This window comes from Pelosinus fermentans DSM 17108, assembly GCF_000271485.2.
Classification (GTDB): domain Bacteria; phylum Bacillota; class Negativicutes; order DSM-13327; family DSM-13327; genus Pelosinus; species Pelosinus fermentans.
Window position 1 is genome coordinate 1,301,324 of sequence record NZ_AKVN02000001.1, and the last position, 20,442, is coordinate 1,321,765.

Sequence of the window (20,442 nt, forward strand, 5' to 3'; positions counted from 1 at the left end):
ATAAAAACAATAGGCAAACAATTGAAATGAGGTGCCGAAAAGCGTATGCCAGCAGTAATAACGATTGGTGAGAGCATGGTTCTAATGATTGCAGAGCAAAGCGGGCCGCTAGAATTTGTAACCAGTTTTACCCGTAAAGTTGCCGGCGCAGAATCGAATGTAGCCATTGGCTTATCCCGTTTAGGCCATCAGGCCGGATGGATTAGTTCCATTGGTGATGACCCCTTTGGTACATATATACGGAAGAACATTCGTGGTGAGGGCGTAGATACTGAACTTATTACGGTATCTCCAAACTATCGAACAGGTATGATGTTAAAAGAGCAAAGTGACATAGGTGATCCTAAAATTTATTATTATCGGGAAAACTCAGCTGCTAGCCATATGAATCCATCAGCCTTAATTGATAGTTATTTTGATAATGCAAAAATACTCCATATTACAGGTATCTTTCCTATGCTGAGTCCAGAATGTCAGGAAACAGCATTTGCTGCAATTGCCCTTGCCAAGGAGAAAGGGTTACTTATATCCTTCGATCCTAACATACGCAAACAACTTTGGAGGGGTGAGGAGTCAAGGCGCATACTATTAGAGATTGCGCAGCAAGCCGATATTATACTGCCTGGAATCCAGGAAGCGGAGCTATTAGTAGGGAGCTTGGAGTGGAAGGATATTTCAACAGCTTTCCATTCCAAAGGAATTCGCTTTGTCATTATGAAAGACGGCGCAGTAGGAGCATATTACTCAATGAAAATGGCAGATGATGAGATAATTGATGGGTATGAAAAGGGATTCGAAGTCAAACGTGTTGTAGATACTGTTGGTGCTGGTGACGGATTTGCAGTCGGTGTACTTTCCGGGATTCTTGAGGGACTACCTCTAAACGAATCTGTTCGCCGCGGAAATGCAATTGGTTCACTTGCTGTTATGGTAAAAGGCGATTCTGATGGCTATCCCACACGTAAAGAACTTGACGAATATCTTAGCAGGTAAGGCTAAAGAGTTTGTTGAGAAAGTTAAAGCTGCCCGTAATCGATAAAAAGTAAATATGCAGCGGTAGAATAATGCTTTGTAAATTGCGATTTCGTCATTTATAAAGCATTATTAATTTTTTTTGCAGGGGTGCAGAGAGTATATGTAGAAATCTGTAGTAAGCTATTAAATAAATACAATTGAAGTTAACTAAGGAATGAAAATTGTTTGAGGAGATGAAAGATCATATGATCCAGCAAGCTGAGCGCATGAAAGGATTGACATCAGCAATTTTTTCGCAATTAGAAGAACTGCAGAAGAAGGCAGCAGCCTCTGGTGTGGATATCATTCAACTTTCCATTGGAAATCCGGATATGGCTCCGGCACCACATATTATAGAAGCCATGAAACAGGCAGTGGAGTGCGGTGGTAATTATGGCTATACCTTATCCAAAGGTAAACCGGAACTGCTGCAGGCGATTGCCGGGTGGTATAATAAAAAATTTGATGTACAATTAGATCCCAATACCGAAGTTCATTCTCTGATTGGTTCTCAGGAAGGTTTGGCTCATATTGGACTTTGTCTGGTGAATCCAGGAGATGTAGTGCTTATTCCTGATCCGGGATATCCTATTTTCAGCACAGGTCCACATATTGCCGGAGCCCAGCTGCATAAGATGTGTTTAACTGCCGAAAATAATTATCTGCCAGATTTGGACGGGATTGACGAAGACATATTAAAACGTACTAAACTCATGATTTTGAATTATCCCAATAACCCATTAGCTGCTACGGCAACACGTGAGTTTTATGAAAAAGTGGTGGCATTGGCACATCAGTATCAGTTTGTGGTTTGTAGTGATTTTGCATATAGTGAATTAGTCTTTGATGATTATCGTCCAGAGAGCTTTTTGAGTATTCCAGGGGCGAAAGAAATTGGCATCGAGTTTAATTCCCTGTCCAAAAGCTATAACATGTGCGGCTGTCGGATTGCATATGTTGTTGGTAATTCCCAGGTTATATCGCTGCTGGGGCGTCTAAAATCAAATTTTGACTATGGAATATTTGCACCCGTGCAGCTTGCTGCAATTGCTGCGTTAACAGGTCCCCAGGATTGTGTAAGAGAAACGGCCGCAGCTTATCAAAGGCGTCGTGATATCATTGTGGATGGTTTTAATCGTATAGGATGGCATGTAGAACGTCCAAAAGCGTCTATGTACATATGGGCTAAGGTGCCTACAAAGCAAAGTTCTTTTGATTTTGCTGTTGACCTGCTCAATCATACAGGCGTAGCAGTCGTTCCGGGTAAAGCCTTTGGTGATTGCGGGGAGGGCTTTGTCAGAATTGCTTTGGTACAGCCAGAAGAGCGATTGGCGGAAGCAGTGGCAAGAATAAAGAAATGGCTGAGATAAACAAGACGTATCAAGGGGATGAGACTGTTGCTATTGCAGGTCATGAATTATAGAGAATAAGAGATGAAAATCAGAATATAACAACAATAATAAAACTAACTTAAATGTATTGCAATGCATAAAAACATGATGTATAATCAAAACAAGTTAAGTTAATGATGTTTAAGTTGTCTTTGGTTAAGAGTACAACGAAGTGCCGACCGAATGCCTGTGTGCATTCTGGTCGGCTATTACTTTTATAAGGAGGTGTGAGTATAGTGTCGGATGATAGCACATTTGTTTTGACAGGACTGCAGCTAGTGATAATGGGAGATGTAGAAGCGGATGCGCCAGATGGATCGATTGGGTTTACCAGGGATTCGTATTGGAGTGAGAAAAAGCAGGCTACTATTGTTTCTGAGACTATCCCTTCTGCCGCAAGTAATAACGTTGCTAGTGAAAAACTTAGAAATCTATTAATGACGATTTGTTTGGACTATCCCTTCTGGAATGATTTTCGTATATTGGATTTTTTTAATAAGCGCAGTATTTCTATGACAATGGAAGAGTTGCGAGATTTGCGCAGAGAATGTGGCATTGAAAGGAGAGAAGATGTTTGCCTGGAGTTAATGCGGCTCTATTTTAATAACGAAATAGAGTTAGACAAAAAACAGGTACAGTTTATCGAAAGGCTGAATCCGGCATTTCGTGATCGAGATTTTCTGGCAGATAGACCTGGTGAATTACTTGTATATGAATGTGTCTTTTTTCGAAGGTTAAATAAAATGTTTTATCTTCACTTAGTATTTGATTTATTTAATGGCTATGCTTTTGGTAAAGTGAGTCGTCGTTGCTCAGGAGAAATAGGATTAAAGCTGCTGCAGGAAAAAATTGTTCCCTTTTATCAAAGCAGAGGTTATGAGATTCATGGAATTTTACATTCTGTCAAATCGACTCGAGATCATTGGGAAGCAGAAGAAGCCAAAATTAAGGACAGTATTATAGCAATGGGCATTGAGTGGTTAGAGCCTAAGCATGAGTTTGGGATCATACAACGTTTTCAGCGAGATTTTTTAGATAGCTTTTTTAGTAATGCAGAAGCACTTGACGTATCATTATTAATGATTCAGCCAGCTTTTGATCGATGGATGATAAAATATAATGCCTTCTGTCCCTTTCATCAAAGGCGTAATCTCTTAGGTTTCGCGGATGAGTTAGAGAGTACAGGCAGGATATCTTTAGAAGCCAAATGTAATTGAAATCATAAAAACAATAAAAGCTTCATGAGTATTCGTGGTACTCATGAAGCAAAGTAAAAACCTTTATCAGTATTCGTGGTACTTGTAAAGGGAGTGAAAATTTTAATCCCAGTGGCGCTAGGTCTATTTGGTTTACCCATTTTTCACATATAAATAGGTCTCATTATTAATTGAAGGGGGTGATTTTATAGGAGTAAGCGATAAAATGCTTCATGAGTATTCGTGGTACCCATGAAGCCAGGCAAACTTTTTAATCCCAGTGGCACTAGGCTCATTTAATTTACCCGTAAATAGTATAACACTCCGTTTCTGTTTTTTCAACAAAGAGAATAAAAAAAGTAAAAGGTGGTTTTTGAAAATGACAAGAAAAATTGCAATATATGGTAAAGGCGGCATTGGTAAATCTACTACTCAACAAAATACTGCAGGAGCAATGGCGCATTTTTATGATCAAAAAGTATTTATCCATGGCTGTGATCCAAAGGCCGATTCCACTCGTCTGATTCTTGGCGGAATGAATCAAAAAACATTAATGGATATGCTGCGAGATGAAGGAGAAGAAAAAATTACCGTTGAGAAGGTTGTAAAAGATGGGTACTTGGGAATTCGCTGCGTGGAGTCAGGCGGTCCGGAACCTGGGGTAGGGTGCGCAGGTCGTGGTGTAATCACAGCAATTGACCTTATGGAAAAGAATGGTGCCTATACATCGGATTTGGATTTTGTGTTCTTTGATGTACTTGGTGATGTTGTATGCGGTGGATTTGCAATGCCGATCCGTGATGGCAAGGCGCAGGAAGTATACATCGTTGCTTCGGGGGAAATGATGGCCATCTATGCAGCCAACAATATTTGCAAAGGCCTTGTAAAATATGCAAAACAAAGCGGTGTTCGTCTTGGCGGAGTCATTTGCAACAGCCGTAAAGTCGATAAGGAAAGAGAATTCTTAGAAGAATTCACGGCTGCAATCGGCACACAAATGATTCACTTTGTACCTCGTGATAATATTGTTCAAAAAGCTGAATTCAACAAAAAAACAGTGGTTGAATATGATGCGGAATGTAACCAAGCGTTAGAATACGGAGAGCTGGCACGCAAGATCATCGAAAATAAGAATTTTGTGATTCCTAAACCTCTCAGTATGGATGAATTAGAAGCCATGGTTGTTAAATACGGTATTGCTGATTAATTGACTAACAAAAAAAATAGGGGGAGAACACATATATGATTATGGTTAGAGCAATTGTTAGACCAGATAAAAAAGAAGTAGTTCTTGACGAACTTTCCAGCGCTGGGTTTCATGCTGCTACTGTAGTAGATGTTGTAGGCCGCGGGAAACAAAAGGGGATCAAGTTTGGTGATGTTATATATGATGAAATTCCGAAAAGTCTTATTATGTTAGTCATTAATGATGAAGATAAAGAGGATGTACTGGATGTTATTATCCGCCATGCTAAGACCGGTGATGAGGGGGCTTTTGGCGACGGGAAAATATTTATCAGTTCCACGGACGAAGTGTATACCGTTTCCAGCGGCGTTGCTGGGCTATAGGGGGGCGGTCTTATGAAAGAAATTATAGCTGTAGTACGGATTAATAAGGTCAGTGCTACCAAAAAGGCATTGGTACAAGTAGGGGCTGCCGGTTTTACAGCTTTAAAGGTCATGGGGCGGGGCAGATTAGTAGAGGATAAAGCTGTAATTGCTGAACGTAGAGCGACCCTATTAGCCTTAGCTCAAAAAGATGATTATAATACGGAAAAGCTGATAACCGAATTCTTAGACGGGACTCGTTTGTTTCCCCGCAGGATGTTTACAGTTTTAGCTCATGACGAAGATGTGTCTAAGATTGTCGCGGCCATCATTGAAGCCAATAGAACGGATTACAATGTTGGTGATGGGAAAATCTTTGTATTGCCAGTGCTTGATGCAGTAAGGGTAAGAACGAGAGAATCCGGAGATGCGGCAATATAGTGGAATGATCATAACGTAATTATATTAGTAAAAAAAGAGGAGGAACCCAATATGCCATATCATAAATTTAAATGTAGCGAGTGTATTCCTGAAAGAGAAAAACACGCTGTTATAAAAGGTCCCGGCGAGGATATAACTTCGGCTCTTCCTCTCGGATACCTCAACACCATTCCGGGGTCGATCTCAGAACGCGGCTGCGCTTACTGCGGAGCAAAGCATGTTATCGGTACACCGATGAAAGATGTTATTCATATGAGCCATGGACCAGTTGGATGTACCTATGACACCTGGCAAACCAAACGCTATATCAGCGATAACGATAACTTTCAGCTTAAATACACCTATGCCACAGATATGAAGGAAAAACACATCATATTTGGTGCTGAAAAACTGCTCAAGCAGAATATTATTGAGGCATTTAAAGCATTTCCAACTATTAAGCGGATGACTCTCTACCAAACTTGTGCTTCCGCATTGATCGGGGACGATATTAATGCTATTGCAGCAGAAGTAATGGAGGAAATGCCGGAAGTAGATATCTTCGTTTGCAATTCTCCTGGCTTCGGGGGACCGAGCCAGTCAGGAGGACATCACAAAATCAATATCGCCTGGATTAATCAGAAGGTAGGCAATGTGGAACCTAAAATCACCAGTGACTATGTCATCAATTATGTAGGTGAATATAACATTCAGGGGGATCAGGAAGTCATGGTGGACTATTTCAGAAGAATGGGCATTCAGGTTCTTTCCACCTTTACTGGTAATGGCTCTTATGATGATCTTAGGTCTATGCATCGAGCGCATCTTAACGTACTTGAATGTGCCCGTTCTGCTGAGTATATCTGCAATGAGCTTAAAGTAAGATATGGGACACCACGGCTTGATATTGATGGATTCGGCTTTGAAGCATTGGGGACATCACTCAGAAAAGTGGGCTTGTTTTTTGGAATTGAAGACAGAGCTCAGGCGATCATTGATGAAGAAACTGCCAGATGGAAACCGGAAATGGATTGGTATAAAGAACGTCTGCAGGGTAAGAAAGTATGTTTGTGGCCGGGCGGTTCCAAGCTTTGGCACTGGGCTCATGCTATTCGTGAAGATATGGGTGTCAATGTTGTCTCTGTCTATACAAAATTTGGTCATCAAGGTGACATGGAAAAGGGTATAGCCCGGTGTGAAGAAGGTGCCCTTGCTATCGATGATCCTAATGAATTAGAAGCACTCGAAGCTTTGGAGATGTTAAAGCCTGATATTATCTTCACTGGGAAACGTCCAGGTGAAGTTGCTAAGAAACTGAGGGTTCCCTACCTCAATGCCCATGCCTATCACAATGGCCCTTATAAGGGATTTGAAGGCTGGGTCAGGTTTGCCAGGGATATCTACAATGCGATCTATTCGCCGATTCATCAGCTTTCCTTCGTGGACATCAGCAAGGATGAAATACCTGACCAGACAAGCTTCTTAACACAAAAGATGATCTCTGATGTGAATTTGAGTGAAGAAGTAACTGCTTCAAAAGAACTAAGAGAATATACGGGTAATTATGATACCATTACAGCATTGCGCAACAAGACGTATCCTGATTTCCCAGCAGAAAAAAAACTCTCAGCGGTATAAGGGAGGATAGTTATGGAGGATATGATGAAAGACAGAGTTGAGCAACTAGTAGATTATATTATGAAAAATTGTTTGTGGCAGTTCCACTCTCGTGCCTGGGACAGAGAGAAACAAAATGAGGGAATCTTGACGAAAACCATGCAGATATTATGCGAAGAACCTGTTGAAAAAGAAACTCCCATGGATAAAGTGTATTGGGTGGATGCCGTATGTTTGGCAGATGCTTTTAAAAAGCGTTATTCCTGGTTGGCTGCTTTGGACAAAGACGAAATCAAACTGCTCATGCAGGGACTCAAAGAGCGCATGGATTATTTAACGATAACAGGATCTCTTAATGCAGAGCTTACCGATCCTCATTATTAAAGTGTATAGATAAAAACTGTGCCGTCACGGCGGACGCAAAATGAAACGAAAAGGAAGGAGTATTTCTATGCAATGTGAAGTGAAAAACAAAGAGCGTGCCGGCGTTATCAATCCAATATTAACATGCCAGCCTTGTGGCGCGCAGTATGCCAGTATAGGAATAAAAGAATGTATTGGGATTGTTCATGGAGGTCAGGGCTGCGTTATGTTCGTCCGCCTGCTGTTCTCTCAGCATTTTAAAGAAAGCTTTGAGCTTGCATCTTCTTCCCTCCATGAGGATGGTGCAGTGTTTGGTGCTACCCATCGTGTGGAAGAAGCGGTAGATGTGCTCTTGATGCGGTATCCTCATGTGAAAGTTATACCCATCATCTCAACCTGCTCAACAGAAGTTATCGGTGATGATATTGATGGTGTCGTTTTGAAGCTGAATAACGGACTTTTAAAAGAAAAGTATGCTGGTCGGGAAGTTCATCTCATTCCCATTCATTCCCCTAGTTTTAAAGGGAGTATGGTGAGCGGCTACGATGTTGCGGTAAAGGACATTATAAGTCATTTTGCCAAAAAAGATAAACCAAACGGAAAAATTAACCTGTTCACTGGATGGGTGAATCCGGGGGATGTAACAGCAATTAAACATCTTCTATCCGAAATGCAGGTAGATGCCAATGTTCTTTTCGAAATCGAAAGTTTTGATTCTCCGCTGATGCCAGACGGCAACTCGGTATCTTATGGTAATACGACAATTGCGGATCTGACCGAAACAGCCGATGCCCTGGGGACGATTGCGCTAAACAGATATGAAGGCGGTCAGGCTGCTAAATATCTTGAAAATGAATTTGATATTCCGACTATTATTGGACCGACTCCGATCGGCATCCGCAATACGGATATTTTTCTTCAGAATGTGAAGAAAATGACTGGCAAGCCAATTCCTGAGTCTCTTGTTCGTGAGCGAGGCATTGCTATTGATGCACTGACGGATCTTACCCATATGTTTTTTGCTGACAAGAAAGTCGCTATCTACGGGAATGCTGATCTTGTCATCGGTCTTGCAGAGTTCTGTCTTGATCTGGAGATGAAGCCTATGTTGTTACTCTTGGGTGATGATAACACATCCTATCCCAACGATCCCCGCATTAAGGCACTGCAGGAAAACGTTGCTTTTGATATGGAAGTCATTATGAATGCGGATTTGTGGGAACTGGAAAACCGGATTAAAAACGAGGGACTCGAACTTGATCTAATTCTGGGGCACTCTAAGGGGAGGTTTATCTCCATCGATTACAATATTCCCATGGTACGTGTAGGTTTCCCCACTTATGACCGTGCAGGACTGTATCGTCATCCAGTTGTCGGCTACGCAGGTGCCACGTGGCTGGGTGAAGAAATGGCAAACACGCTGTTTACCGACATGGAATACAAGAAGAACAAGGAATGGGTTCTTAATGTTTGGTAAGCACATGGAATGCATAGGATTCTAAAGCAAGCAATGAATGTAAGATATATTCCGTTATGTATTGAGATTCTGCCAGTTCCTGATGATGATCAGGTTCTGGCAGAATCATTAAAAAGAGGATTCCGGTAGAGGATCAATATAGAAGAAGTTTGAGGTGAAAAATATGGATTGCCCAGGTTCAACGTCGGATACGAAAATGCAAACGGCTGCTGCTATGTTGGAGAAAACCCAGAAGCATCCTTGTTACTCCTTTGACGCTCATCAAAAATTTGCTAGGATGCATCTGCCTGTTGCGCCTTACTGTAATATTAGCTGTAATTATTGTAATCGTAAATTTGACTGTGTAAATGAGAGTCGTCCAGGTGTAACCAGTGAAATACTTACGCCACAAGCGGCCAAGAAAAAGTTTGACAGGGTAAGTGAAAAGGTTGAAGAGCTTAGTGTAGTAGGGATTGCAGGACCTGGGGATGCTTTAGCTGATTGGGAAAATACAAGGAATACTATAGAACTGATTCGTAAAGAAAAACCGCAGATTGTTTTTTGTCTTTCGACAAATGGCTTGCTGTTGCCTGAATATGCCCAGGAAATTGTAGAACTTGGCGTGAGCCATGTTACAGTAACGGTAAATTGTTTAGATCCTGCTATTGGGGCAAAGATCTATAAACATATTAATTACAAGGGACAGCATTACGAAGGAGAAGCGGGTGTTGCCATTCTGATTGCAAACCAATTGGCTGGTATTTCAAAACTCACAAGCCAGGGGATTATTGTAAAAATTAATATTGTAATGTTAAAGGGCATCAATGATCATCACATTCCAGAAGTGGTTAAGAAGATGAAGGAACTTGGTGTTTATATTACCAATATTATGCCGCTGATTCCAGCTCCGGGCAGTGTGTTTGAAAATTTCCCTCAGACTACCATGAAAGATGTTAATGAGATGAGAAATTCCTGTGAATTAGATGTCATGCAAATGCGCCACTGTAAACAATGCCGTGCAGATGCTATCGGATTGCTTGGTGAAGATCGTTCCCAAGAATTTCGGGATCATGAGGAATCCCTTACTGTTTTTCAACAGGTAATGTAATGCTAGTTAAAGATTGGAAGGAGAGTGGTCCAAATGAGACAGATGGTTATGGTGTCTGATCAGACGATCAATGAAGCATTACGCTTAGGTACATCAATGGCTGCTATTGAGTTGATGATACCGATTTTGAAAAAATATGGAATAGCAAACTTCGATGTATCTCTTGATTATTTGCCAAGTGATGGTGTTCCAAAGCAGCTTCTTTTACACCCGCTGCTGCGCTGTAAAATTCATTCTTCCTTGGACGAAATAGCAAAGGTCAGACAAATGGGATTTTCAAAAGTAATCCTTTCCTGGTTTCATCAGCCCTCTCAGTCTTCATTGGATCAACTTACAGAAGCATTAACGGCAGCCCAGGAATTTGCTCAGGAAATCTATTTATGTATTGAAAATGCAGAAGAACTTACTATACCTGAGTTAACTTCCTATTGGTCACTACTATCTCGTTATCGGGTGAAACGATTTATTTATCAAGATGTGAGAAGCAGCTTGGAGCCTTTGGGTGTCTGCCGAAAATTAGAGAGCTTGCAGCAGACAGTACCTTGTCCCATCGAATTTCATGGACATAATACCTATGGATTAGCTACTGCCAATAGCTTGGCAGCGCTAAGGTCAGGAGTTCAATATGTGGCAGCAGCAGTGAGTGGTATCGGATCGCCAAATCATGCTGCCATGGAAGAAGTCTTGATGGCGGTGAAACATTTATGGAAACAAGATCAAGTGCCGTCAGGAAGTTCCCTGACCGCAGATTGTATAGAGATACTATCCTATATGGGGATTTCACTGCCTGTTGATAAGGCTTTGATTGGCCGGGATGTATTCGCTCATGAATCAGGAATACATGTGGATGGCATTACCAAAAACCCGCTGCTTTATGAAGTCATTCAACCAGAGGAAGTGGGGCAAACCAGGCAATTGATCATTGGTAAGCATTCGGGAACTGCGTCTCTTAAAATAAAATTTTTGCAATGGAATTTAGAATTGGATCAGGCAGAAGCCTTAGAATTGTTAGAAAAGGTCAGGAGACTCGCATCTGTGCAAAAAAGACCGTTATCTGATTTAGAGCTGCATCAGCTATATTGGCGAAGGAATCAAATGGATCAAAGTCAGTTGGGGTAGCTTCCAGGGATAGAGGAGGATTGTACCATGGATGGTAAAATGGGATTCCAACTTGTTGACACTACCTTTCGTGATGGCGAGCAGTCAGCAGGGGTTGTTTTTTCTACTGAAGAAAAAATAAATATGGCGATTGCTTTGGATCGGGCTGGTGTTGCTTGGATTGAGGCTGGTACACCAGCAATGGGGCAAGAAGAGCAAGAAACCTTACGTTCTCTTTTGGCATTACCTTTGCGGACAACCTTAATTGCTTGGAATCGGGCAGAATTGGCTGATATTCGTGCATCCTTATCCTGTGGCTTTTCTTGTATTCATATTTCATTACCAGTATCTGATTTGCATATATCCCAAAAGCTGAAAAAAGATCGTGAATGGGTGATTCAGCAATTGAAGACGGCATTGCAGCTAGTCCAAAGTTATGGCTGTACGATTACAGTAGGTGCGGAAGATACTTCAAGAGCAGATTCTGATTTTTTCCTGAAATTTGCTGATGTTGCTGCTCAATATGGGGCCACGAGAATTCGATTTGCCGATACGGTAGGCTGCTTGGACCCGTTTATGACATTCGATCGTTTGCAGGATGTAGTCAAACGATGTTCCCTTCCTATTGAATTTCATGGTCATAATGATTTTGGTCTGGCTACAGCCAATACGTTAGCTGCCTTTCAGGCTGGAGTTCAGTTTGCAAGTGTTACCTTAGCAGGGATTGGTGAACGGGCGGGAAATGCATCCTTAGAGGAAGTTGTGGCTTCCTTGGAAAAATTTTATGGATATCATTGCGGCATTGAAGCAAGTCATTTAGGTTCATTAGCCGATTTAGTTGCGAAGGCAAGCAATAGACCTTTATTTCCTTATCGTCCCGTGGTGGGATCCGTTTGCCGAAAGACTATATTGTAGTGAGTACAAGGAAGTGTACTACCCAAAAGAGGAGAAAAATATGAAAAATATTGCTCATCATTATTTCGCCTATGGTTCGAATATGAATTTAATGCAAATGCAGCAACGATGTTTGAACCCTAAAGTGCTCGGAATTGCTCGTTTACCTGGATACAGAGTTGAATTTTATGGATATTCTGCCATATGGGACGGAGGACAGGAAACGGTAGTTACTGATCTTGATTCGGAAGTTTGGGGTGTGTTATACGAATTGCAGTTTTCTGATCGGGAGCAGCTAGACTTTTATGTAGACGCCCGTTTTGATGGAACAGGACAGTATTTTCACTATCCCTTGGATGTAATCGATAGTGAGCAAAGAGCAATCGATGCTGTGATTTATAAAAAAGATAAAGGCGGTGAAGAGACATCTCCTAGTGCAGAATATTTAAGTTTCATTATACAAGGTGCAAAAGAACAAGGCTTACCGGAAGGGTATATAGCATTATTGCAGAATAGAATAACCAAGCCCGCTGCATATGCGGTGCCTCTCGTGAGAAAATCGAAGTTCAGTTATATGAACATCAGTTGCGGCGATTGTGGTGAATAAAATTCTCTTTAAAATCCAGTTATGAAAGGATAGAAACAAGCATGAGACTCCATTATTTGCAGCATGTCCCATTTGAAAATCCCGGCAGCATTTTAACATGGGCAAAGGAAAATGACCATGTTATAACCAATACACAATTATATCAAAATGCCTCATTGCCAAAACAGCAGGATTTTGATTGGCTTGTGGTCATGGGTGGTCCAATGAATATTTATGAAGAAGAGAAATATCCCTGGCTTGCCGCTGAAAAGGCGTTCATCCGAGAAGCTATTGCATCTGGTAAAGTAATTATTGGTCTATGTCTGGGAGGCCAATTGATTGCCGACGTGATAGGCGGCAAAGTAACGCAAAACCCTTATAAGGAAATTGGCTGGCTTCCTCTCCAATTAAGTGAGAAGGCAAGGCTATCACCTTTATTTTCTTTTTTCCCTGAGCAGCCGATTGTTTTTCAGTGGCATGGGGATACTTTCAGTGTTCTGCCGGAAGATGCAGAGTGTATCGCCCAAAGTCAAGCCTGCAGGCATCAGGCCTTCATTTATAAAAAAAGAGTGTTTGGATTTCAATATCATATGGAGAACACATTGTCCATTATAGAAGGTCTTGTAGAAAATTGCCGCGACGAAATGGTACCGGATCTTTATGTGCAGACGCCGGAAGAGCTCCTAGCTCACCCTGAATATATCGAACAAAACAATAGGTGGATGAATCAGTTTCTTACACAGCTGGAAAAAATGTATAGAGAGGAGGAACTTTGATGCATCAGGTTAGTTATACCAAGAGAAATTGTACAGATCAAAATAAAATTGAAACATTTCTTTTGCAAGAAAGAGTGGGCGTACTTGGAATGGTAAGCGATAGTTTGCCCTATGCCGTTCCGGTAAATTATGTATGGCACAACGGTTCTATTTACTTTCATGGTATGGGTTCAGGGAAAAAGGTAGAGATCCTTTCTCAAAGTCCTCCTGTTTGTTTCACTATATATAAAGAACATGGAACAGTAACCGATCCGGTTCCCTGTCATGCCGATACATCCTATATGAGTGTTATGATTTTCGGTAAGGCTGAAAAGGTGACTGATTATGAAGAGGCTGCTGCGGTTCTTCAGGAATTGCTTGAAAAATTCATGCCTGAATATTATAGCCATCCCTTAACCAGCAATTTGATTGAGAAATACCGCTCGGGAATGGATGGGAATGGGGTTGCAGTTTATCGGCTAACGCCACAGGAAATGACGGCGAAAGAAAACGCGGTGGAAGCGGATCAATTGTTTAACCAAAAAGAGCAGTGATTCATGATAAATTCTTTGCTACTGTCAGTAATCGCAGAGGCGCAGAGTACGCTGAGGGGGATTTTTTAATCCGATTTATTTCTCCTCTGTGTTCTCTGCGCCTCTGCGGTTAAAAATATTGATCTTTTTTTTAGTTTACATAGAAGCCAACATTTTGCTGTGCAGCAGGATGTTGGCTTCTCTATGTAAATAAATAGATTGAAAGCGATGAAACATATGGGTATAATGAAAATAAACTAAAATCATCCTTTGTGTACAATGACGTACCGGTCGGATGTGCTGATGCACTCTGGAACCGGTTTTAATTTTAGGTAAGAGAAAAAAGTTAGTAATTAAAAACGATAAAAACGGATATTCTGTAAATGACCAGGCAGTAAAAGGGAGGGAAGGATATGGAGCAAATACAACTGACGATGACAATTGGTGAAATTATTAAGAACTATCCTGAAACGCGTGAGGTCTTCATTAATAATGGCTTTGCTATTTTTGCCGATGATACGGTAATACAGCAGCTGGGAGTAGTCCTAAAATTAAAAACGGCATTAAAAAGTAAAAATATAAATGAAGAATCTTTTATGAAACTGCTGCAAGGAAAAATTGCAGAAACAGACAGATATAAGAACTTACAAACGACAGTGCTTGAAAATGACACAAACCACTTAAATATGCTGTCCCTATTGCCTTGCCCATTAAAAGTTCCCATGCAAGGGGAATTAAAATTATTTCTGGACTATTTGCGTGAAGAAAAAAATCTGCCCTTGAATTACTGCATCGAATCTTTTTTCAATGATCATTTGGATTATGAGGATTATCTGGAGCATTTTGAAGAGGCAGATGAAATTCCTGATATTATCATGACTGCCGGCTACGGTTTTTTTTATAAAAACTTCATGGATCGCTTTGTTGCCAAAGGAATCTTTGCTGACGTGATCAATCGTCCCGTAAATTCTCGTCTGGCTGAGGCTGGTATCATTGATCCTGATGGGCATTTTACAGTGATTGGAGCCAATGTTCTTGTTATGGTAGTGGATCAGAATCGCTTAGGAAACATTCCTATGCCTAAGACCTGGGGGGATTTATTAAAACCTGAGTATGAAAACAAAGTAGTGATGCGCGGGCATGGTGATATTTTTTGTGATGTTGTACAGCTTAATTATTATAAAGATTATGGAGCAGCGGGAGTGGAGCAATTAGGACGGTCTGTAAAGTATGGACTCCATCCGGCACAAATGGTAAAAGAGCTTACCAGCAGCCGTAAAGATGTACCGCCGATTCATATTATGCCTTACTTTTTTTACAAAACCATGAAGGAGTCTGCTCATATAAAAATCCTATGGCCCGAAGACGGAGTCTTAATCTATCCGATATCTGTGCTGATTAAAGCGGATAAGATGCAGGAATTGCAAGAATTAGCGGAGTATCTGACAGGTCCGGAAATTGCACGGATTTGTGCAGAAGCGTATTTTCCGGCCACCCATCGGGATGTGAAGATGAACCTTCCTGAACATGTGAAATTAAAATGGCTGGGCTGGGATTTTATTAAAAATAATGATATGAAATACCTTGTGGAAACCATGAATGATACCTTTATGCGGGTATATCGCGGGGGAGGAAAAGAAGTATGCAGCTGATTACGGTTGCCGGACCACCCTCGGCGGGTAAAACTTCCGTTATGTTAAAGATCATTGAAACTCTTCAGGAAGAAACGCTGAGGGTAGGTGTGATCAAGTTTGATTGTTTGTCTACCCAGGATCAGATTCTCTATCAAAAAAAAGGCATCGAGGCAAAGATTGGTCTGTCGGGAAATCTTTGTCCAGACCATTTTTTTGTGAGTAATGTTCAGGATTGCTTACTATGGTCGCAAAAAAATAATTTGGATATGTTAATTACGGAGAGTGCTGGTTTGTGCAATCGGTGTTCTCCTCATATTCGTGATGTCATGGCAGTTTGTGTAATTGACAATTTGAGCGGTGTGAATACTCCAAGAAAAGTGGGGCCTATGCTGAAATTGGCCGATATCGTCATTATAACGAAGGGGGATATTGTTTCCCAAGCGGAGCGGGAGGTCTTTGCTTTTCGAGTGAAGCAGGCAAACCCAAGTGCAATCATTGTTCATGTAAATGGTATTACTGGTCAGGGTGCCAGGGAAGTTGGCCAGCTCTTTAAAGGAGCGCAAAGTGTGGATAGTCTTACTGATTATCATTTGCGTTTTTCCATGCCGGCAGCTACTTGTTCCTATTGCTTAGGACAAACTCGTATCGGGCAAAACTTTCAAATGGGAAATGTTCGCAAAATGGATCTTAGCTAGAAGCAGATCACATCATAGTAAGTAGGGTTATTAGGAAGGTGGAAATGCCATGTGGGATAGCTTGTCTGTAATGACAATAAAGCAATTATTTAGTTCGTATCCCTATGCAGCCGATTTTTTTTCGTCGCTGCCGAATCTAGAGCAAAGTGAGGAGTCTTCTGTTGGAGCATATTTCGCTGCAATCGAGGAAGATACATTGCAAGATTTAGGGATTGGCCGGCAAGAGTTTTTAGAGCAGTTTCTTTCTTTTATGCTGCAAATGGAAAAATTAAAAGAAGATAAGGTCAAAATTGAATCCATTACGATTATAGGCGGCAAGGACAAGCAGGGAAAAGCCGAAGACATAGAATTAACGATCCATGCGGGAGAAATTGTCTGTATTGTGGGACCTACTGGTTCCGGCAAGAGCCGATTACTTGCTGATATTGAATGGGTAGCGCAGCAGGATACACCAACCAATCGCAAAATATTGATTAATGGACAGCTGCCTGATATGAGGTGCCGATTTTCTGTTGAACATAAGCTGGTGGCTCAGCTTTCTCAGAATATGAACTTTATTATGGATCTATCTGTAGAAGAATTTGTCAGTATGCATGCAGAAAGCAGAATGCTGGAGAATATAGAAGAAGTGACCAGTCATATTATCGCTAAGGCCAACGAATTGGCCGGAGAACAATTTAACCCCGATACACCTGTTACCTCCTTAAGCGGAGGCCAGTCCCGGGCTTTAATGATTGCCGATACAGCCTATTTAAGCTCGTCCCCCATTGTGCTGATTGACGAAATCGAAAATGCTGGTATTGATCGTCAAAATGCTCTGCGGCTGCTAATTGATAAGCAAAAAATCGTATTGATGGCAACTCATGACCCGATATTGGCATTAATGGGGGATAAACGGATTGTGATTAAGAATGGGGGGATCAGTAAGGTTATTTTAACGTCTGAAAAAGAGCGTGGGAATTTAATCCTGTTAACGGCAATCGACCGTAAGATGTTAGCCATTCGAGAAGTGTTGCGCAGTGGTGGACATATTGATGAAATTCCAATGGCGTTGGAAGAAATAATCTGATAATAATAATGGTGAGAAAATAGTTGTAATAAAAGCAAATAAATACCTTTTTTTAGGTATATTTATGTTGAATATGATGTAGAATAATGCTAGAATTTGGAATAAGAAAGCCTGTCATTTTCAGGTAAGTACATATTAAGAGAGGAGATATTATTATGAAAATTAGCGGCAGAAACAAATTGCAAGGCATTGTTAAAGAAGTGGTTAAAGGCGCTGTAATGGCTAAAGTTGTGGTTGACTATAAAGGTGACGAAATTGTCTCTACGATTACTGTGGATTCCATCGATGATTTGGGATTAAAAGTGGGTGATGAAGTAACGGCATTAATTAAATCCACGGAAGTTATGATCATCAAGTAATACCCTTACAGATAAGAAGAAATGGATATAAAAAATAACAGTGCCGCCATCAATATTGATGGTGGCACTGTTTTGTTAAAGATAAAAAGATGCAACGGATTATAAAACATCTTTTTTACTAATAAAAGTATTGAAAAGAACTTCTTGTCGTTTTGCCGTTTCCATTCATATTCCAGGAAGGTGGCGGCTCAGATACTTGCTGTCCTTGGTGGAGAAATAAGACTTCACTGCCTATTGCCTGGGCTTCTTCTGGTGAATGGGTGACAAGGACGAAGGGAATGTTCCAGATTTCCTGCAGTCTTTTTAGCTCATCCTGTAATTCGTAGCGACTTTGGGCATCTAGAGCAGATAAGGGTTCGTCGAGCAAAAGGATCTGAGGTTCAGCCATTAATGCACGAGCCATAGCCACCCGTTGTTTTTCACCGCCAGATAATTGGCTTATGGAGCGGTGGGGGAGATGTTCGATTTTTAATAAAGTAATCAACTTTTCGTATAATTCATTGGCCTCTTGGCTGGGAGTTTTTACTCCATACCAAATATTATGCTTAACATTCATATGGGGAAACAGTGCGAAGTCCTGAAACATATAGCTGACATTTCTCTTTTTAGGTGGTAAATGAATTGCTTTCGTAGAAGAATAAAAAACAGTATCATTAGAAACAATACTGCCTTCATCGGGTTTCAGTAAACCTGCAATACAGCGCAAGATGGTTGTTTTACCACAGCCGGAAGGACCAAATAAAACAATTGTTTTATTTGGAGCAGTAAAGGAGATATTCAGAGTAAAATCAGATAATTTTTTTTTGATATCTACTGTTAGCATGATGTGCTCCTTCCTTTTAGTGCAAAGTAATGTTTTTTCCTTTCCAATGGTTTAATCCGAAAATAATAGAAAAGGTGATTACGCTGATAATGATTACATACATCCCTGCTGTTATTAAGTCATTTGATTCTGTGGCAAAATAAATTGCCAATGGAATAGTTTGTGTCTTGCCGGGGATATTACCGGCAATCATAATGGTAGCGCCAAATTCTCCCAAGGTTCTTGCAAAGGATAGTACCAAACCGGACACCAGCCCCGGCCAGGATAAGGGCATGGTAACTGTCCAAAATACCCGCCATTCGCTAGCTCCTAAGGTGCGGGCAGCATCTTCTAGTGTCTTATCGATACTTTCAAAGGCTGCCTTAGTACTCTGGTACATTAACGGAAAGGATACAACAGTACCTGCCAGAACAGCTGCAGATTGAGTAAAAATAATCTGCATGTCAAAATATTTCGTTAGAAGAATTCCGACGGGTCCTTGTTTACCAACTAAGATTAACAGTAAAAATCCAATGACGACAGGAGGTAAAACCAAGGGAAGAGTAAAAAAAGATTCGAGAGCTGCTTTGCCTGGAATATCGGTGCTGCGCATGACATAAGCCGATAATACGCCAAGAAAAAATACAAAGAGCACTGAAATAGATGCAACCTTGATTGAAAGAATAACGGGCTGCCATTCGACCATACGTTTTCACCTGCACCATCTTGTTAAATTTGTATGATATAAAACGCACTAAGGACTGCTTATATCTGGAAAGTGAAAGATACTATCGCTCTTTGCGCAATTTCTTATTCACAATATCCTGACGGCTAATCGTTAGTGCGTTTGAACTGATTATTTACTCATGGTAAAACCGTATTTTTCAAAAATAGCTTTGCATTCAGGAGTGCTTAAGTAGGCAAGAAAATCAGCAGCTGCTTTTTCTTGCTTGGTTCCTGATAAAACTGCCGCTGGATAAAGAATTGGCTGGTGAGATCCTTCTGGTGCAGTAGCTGCGATTTTCACTTTGTCACTGGATGCAGCATCTGTTTTATAAACGATACCCGCTTCTACGTTGCCTGTCTCCACATAGGTTAAGACGGTACGAACATCTTTGGCAAGAACCGCTTTGCTTTGTATTTTATCCCAGATTCCCAATTTCTTTAGAACTTCCTGTGCATATTGTCCTGCTGGTACCGATCCTGTTTCACCAATACTTACTTTTTGAACATCATCCTTTGTTAAATCTTCATATTTTGTGATGTTGAGGGTAGAGGCTGTAGGAACAATCACAACGAGTTTGTTCTCTACTAAGTTTTTACGTGTAGCCTTATTTACCAGGTTTTTTTCTTCTAAGTCATTCATCTGTTTTGGTGCTGCGGAAATAAAAATGTCAGCGGGAGCACCTTGTTCGATTTGCTTTTGTAAAGCACCTGAGGCTCCAAGATTATAGACCAGCTTAACATTGACATTTTTTGTTTCATAGTTCTTTTGGATTTCAGCAAGAGCATCCTTTAAACTGACTGCGGCAGAGACGTTTAGCTCAACTTTTTCTGGTGGTGTGGCTGGAGTTGCTGGTTTTTCACCACTGCATCCTGTAGTTATGGCAGCTAATATTAATAAGGCTGCCATTAAAAATAATAATAAACGTTTTTTCAATGAATTTTCCTCCCCGATTTTTAATTTGAATAATTCATTCTATAAAAAAACAACTAACTTAGCCCCAACAGAACTAGATTAGTTGATACAACATCGTATCTTTATATTAAATAAAACAAAGGCTGCAGATAATAATATTTATGTAAAATAATAATGACTTTATAACTAAAATACTACAAAATGATACCAGAGTCAATATAAAAGTCTTTGTTTTTATATTAGAAAGGGGTTGAAAGATATATAG

The 20,442-nt window shown here is 40.7% G+C and carries 22 protein-coding genes; 19 read left to right on the top strand and 3 right to left on the bottom strand.

Annotation, left to right across the window (positions count from 1 at the left end; translation table 11 throughout):
* The first annotated feature begins 45 nt into the window (after window positions 1–45).
* The 19 genes from FR7_RS05725 to FR7_RS05815 all read left to right on the top strand — a co-directional run bounded on the left by FR7_RS05725 (window position 46) and on the right by FR7_RS05815 (window position 17,736).
* On the top strand, window positions 46–993 hold the full coding sequence (locus FR7_RS05725; protein WP_007931502.1) for a sugar kinase: 948 nt from the start codon (window positions 46–48) through the stop codon (window positions 991–993).
* Between the two features lie 227 nt (window positions 994–1,220).
* Entirely contained in the window at window positions 1,221–2,384 is a 1,164-nt protein-coding gene (locus tag FR7_RS05730; RefSeq protein ID WP_007931500.1) for an LL-diaminopimelate aminotransferase, read from the top strand.
* 257 nt (window positions 2,385–2,641) lie between these two features.
* Window positions 2,642–3,622 (top strand): hypothetical protein, encoded by a 981-nt coding sequence (locus tag FR7_RS05735; RefSeq protein ID WP_007931498.1) that lies wholly within the window; start codon window positions 2,642–2,644, stop codon window positions 3,620–3,622.
* A 358-nt stretch (window positions 3,623–3,980) separates the two neighbouring features.
* Window positions 3,981–4,808: a nitrogenase iron protein gene (gene nifH / locus FR7_RS05740; RefSeq protein WP_007931496.1), complete on the top strand. Its 828-nt coding sequence runs from the start codon at window positions 3,981–3,983 to the stop codon at window positions 4,806–4,808.
* Window positions 4,809–4,843: 35 nt separating this feature from the next.
* Entirely contained in the window at window positions 4,844–5,170 is a 327-nt protein-coding gene (locus FR7_RS05745) for a P-II family nitrogen regulator (RefSeq protein WP_007931494.1), read from the top strand.
* Window positions 5,171–5,182: 12 nt separating this feature from the next.
* Window positions 5,183–5,590 carry a P-II family nitrogen regulator gene (locus FR7_RS05750; protein ID WP_007931492.1) on the top strand — a complete coding sequence of 136 codons (408 nt, stop codon included), beginning with the start codon at window positions 5,183–5,185 and terminating at the stop codon, window positions 5,588–5,590.
* 51 nt (window positions 5,591–5,641) lie between these two features.
* Window positions 5,642–7,207, top strand: coding sequence for a nitrogenase iron-iron protein, alpha chain (gene anfD / locus FR7_RS05755; protein ID WP_007931490.1), 1,566 nt, complete (start codon window positions 5,642–5,644; stop codon window positions 7,205–7,207).
* Between the two features lie 12 nt (window positions 7,208–7,219).
* Window positions 7,220–7,570 carry a Fe-only nitrogenase subunit delta gene (gene anfG, locus FR7_RS05760; RefSeq protein ID WP_007931489.1) on the top strand — a complete coding sequence of 117 codons (351 nt, stop codon included), beginning with the start codon at window positions 7,220–7,222 and terminating at the stop codon, window positions 7,568–7,570.
* Between the two features lie 67 nt (window positions 7,571–7,637).
* Window positions 7,638–9,026 carry a Fe-only nitrogenase subunit beta gene (anfK, locus tag FR7_RS05765; RefSeq protein ID WP_007931488.1) on the top strand — a complete coding sequence of 463 codons (1,389 nt, stop codon included), beginning with the start codon at window positions 7,638–7,640 and terminating at the stop codon, window positions 9,024–9,026.
* Window positions 9,027–9,189: 163 nt separating this feature from the next.
* Window positions 9,190–10,113: a nitrogenase cofactor biosynthesis protein NifB gene (gene nifB / locus FR7_RS05770; protein ID WP_007931487.1), complete on the top strand. Its 924-nt coding sequence runs from the start codon at window positions 9,190–9,192 to the stop codon at window positions 10,111–10,113.
* Between the two features lie 33 nt (window positions 10,114–10,146).
* Entirely contained in the window at window positions 10,147–11,232 is a 1,086-nt protein-coding gene (locus FR7_RS05775; protein ID WP_007950390.1) for a homocitrate synthase/isopropylmalate synthase family protein, read from the top strand.
* Between the two features lie 27 nt (window positions 11,233–11,259).
* The gene (locus FR7_RS05780; RefSeq protein ID WP_007931485.1) at window positions 11,260–12,126 is read left to right on the top strand and encodes a beta/alpha barrel domain-containing protein; all 867 of its coding nucleotides are present in this window, start codon (window positions 11,260–11,262) and stop codon (window positions 12,124–12,126) included.
* Window positions 12,127–12,166: 40 nt separating this feature from the next.
* Window positions 12,167–12,712: a gamma-glutamylcyclotransferase family protein gene (locus tag FR7_RS05785; protein WP_007931484.1), complete on the top strand. Its 546-nt coding sequence runs from the start codon at window positions 12,167–12,169 to the stop codon at window positions 12,710–12,712.
* Window positions 12,713–12,753: 41 nt separating this feature from the next.
* Entirely contained in the window at window positions 12,754–13,467 is a 714-nt protein-coding gene (locus tag FR7_RS05790) for a type 1 glutamine amidotransferase (protein ID WP_007931483.1), read from the top strand.
* Complete coding sequence (locus FR7_RS05795; RefSeq protein ID WP_007931482.1) at window positions 13,467–14,000, top strand: pyridoxamine 5'-phosphate oxidase family protein; 534 nt, start codon at window positions 13,467–13,469, stop codon at window positions 13,998–14,000. Before FR7_RS05790 ends, FR7_RS05795 begins: the two co-directional genes overlap by 1 nt.
* A gap of 392 nt (window positions 14,001–14,392) precedes the next feature.
* Window positions 14,393–15,631 (top strand): ABC transporter substrate-binding protein, encoded by a 1,239-nt coding sequence (locus FR7_RS05800; protein WP_007931480.1) that lies wholly within the window; start codon window positions 14,393–14,395, stop codon window positions 15,629–15,631.
* Window positions 15,622–16,308: a GTP-binding protein gene (locus FR7_RS05805; RefSeq protein WP_007931478.1), complete on the top strand. Its 687-nt coding sequence runs from the start codon at window positions 15,622–15,624 to the stop codon at window positions 16,306–16,308. Before FR7_RS05800 ends, FR7_RS05805 begins: the two co-directional genes overlap by 10 nt.
* Window positions 16,309–16,357: 49 nt before the next feature.
* On the top strand, window positions 16,358–17,377 hold the full coding sequence (locus FR7_RS05810; RefSeq protein ID WP_007931477.1) for an ATP-binding cassette domain-containing protein: 1,020 nt from the start codon (window positions 16,358–16,360) through the stop codon (window positions 17,375–17,377).
* Window positions 17,378–17,532: 155 nt separating this feature from the next.
* The gene (locus tag FR7_RS05815; RefSeq protein ID WP_007931475.1) at window positions 17,533–17,736 is read left to right on the top strand and encodes a TOBE domain-containing protein; all 204 of its coding nucleotides are present in this window, start codon (window positions 17,533–17,535) and stop codon (window positions 17,734–17,736) included.
* Between the two features lie 118 nt (window positions 17,737–17,854).
* Here the strand turns inward: FR7_RS05815 and FR7_RS05820 are convergent, their stop codons facing one another.
* The 3 genes from FR7_RS05820 to modA form a co-directional block, all read right to left on the bottom strand.
* Window positions 17,855–18,559, bottom strand: a complete 705-nt coding sequence (locus FR7_RS05820) for an ATP-binding cassette domain-containing protein (protein ID WP_007931473.1) — start codon at window positions 18,557–18,559, stop codon at window positions 17,855–17,857.
* 16 nt (window positions 18,560–18,575) lie between these two features.
* Window positions 18,576–19,244, bottom strand: a complete 669-nt coding sequence (gene modB / locus FR7_RS05825; RefSeq protein ID WP_007931471.1) for a molybdate ABC transporter permease subunit — start codon at window positions 19,242–19,244, stop codon at window positions 18,576–18,578.
* A 150-nt stretch (window positions 19,245–19,394) separates the two neighbouring features.
* Window positions 19,395–20,198, bottom strand: coding sequence for a molybdate ABC transporter substrate-binding protein (gene modA / locus FR7_RS05830; protein ID WP_007931469.1), 804 nt, complete (start codon window positions 20,196–20,198; stop codon window positions 19,395–19,397).
* Window positions 20,199–20,442: the final 244 nt, after the last annotated feature.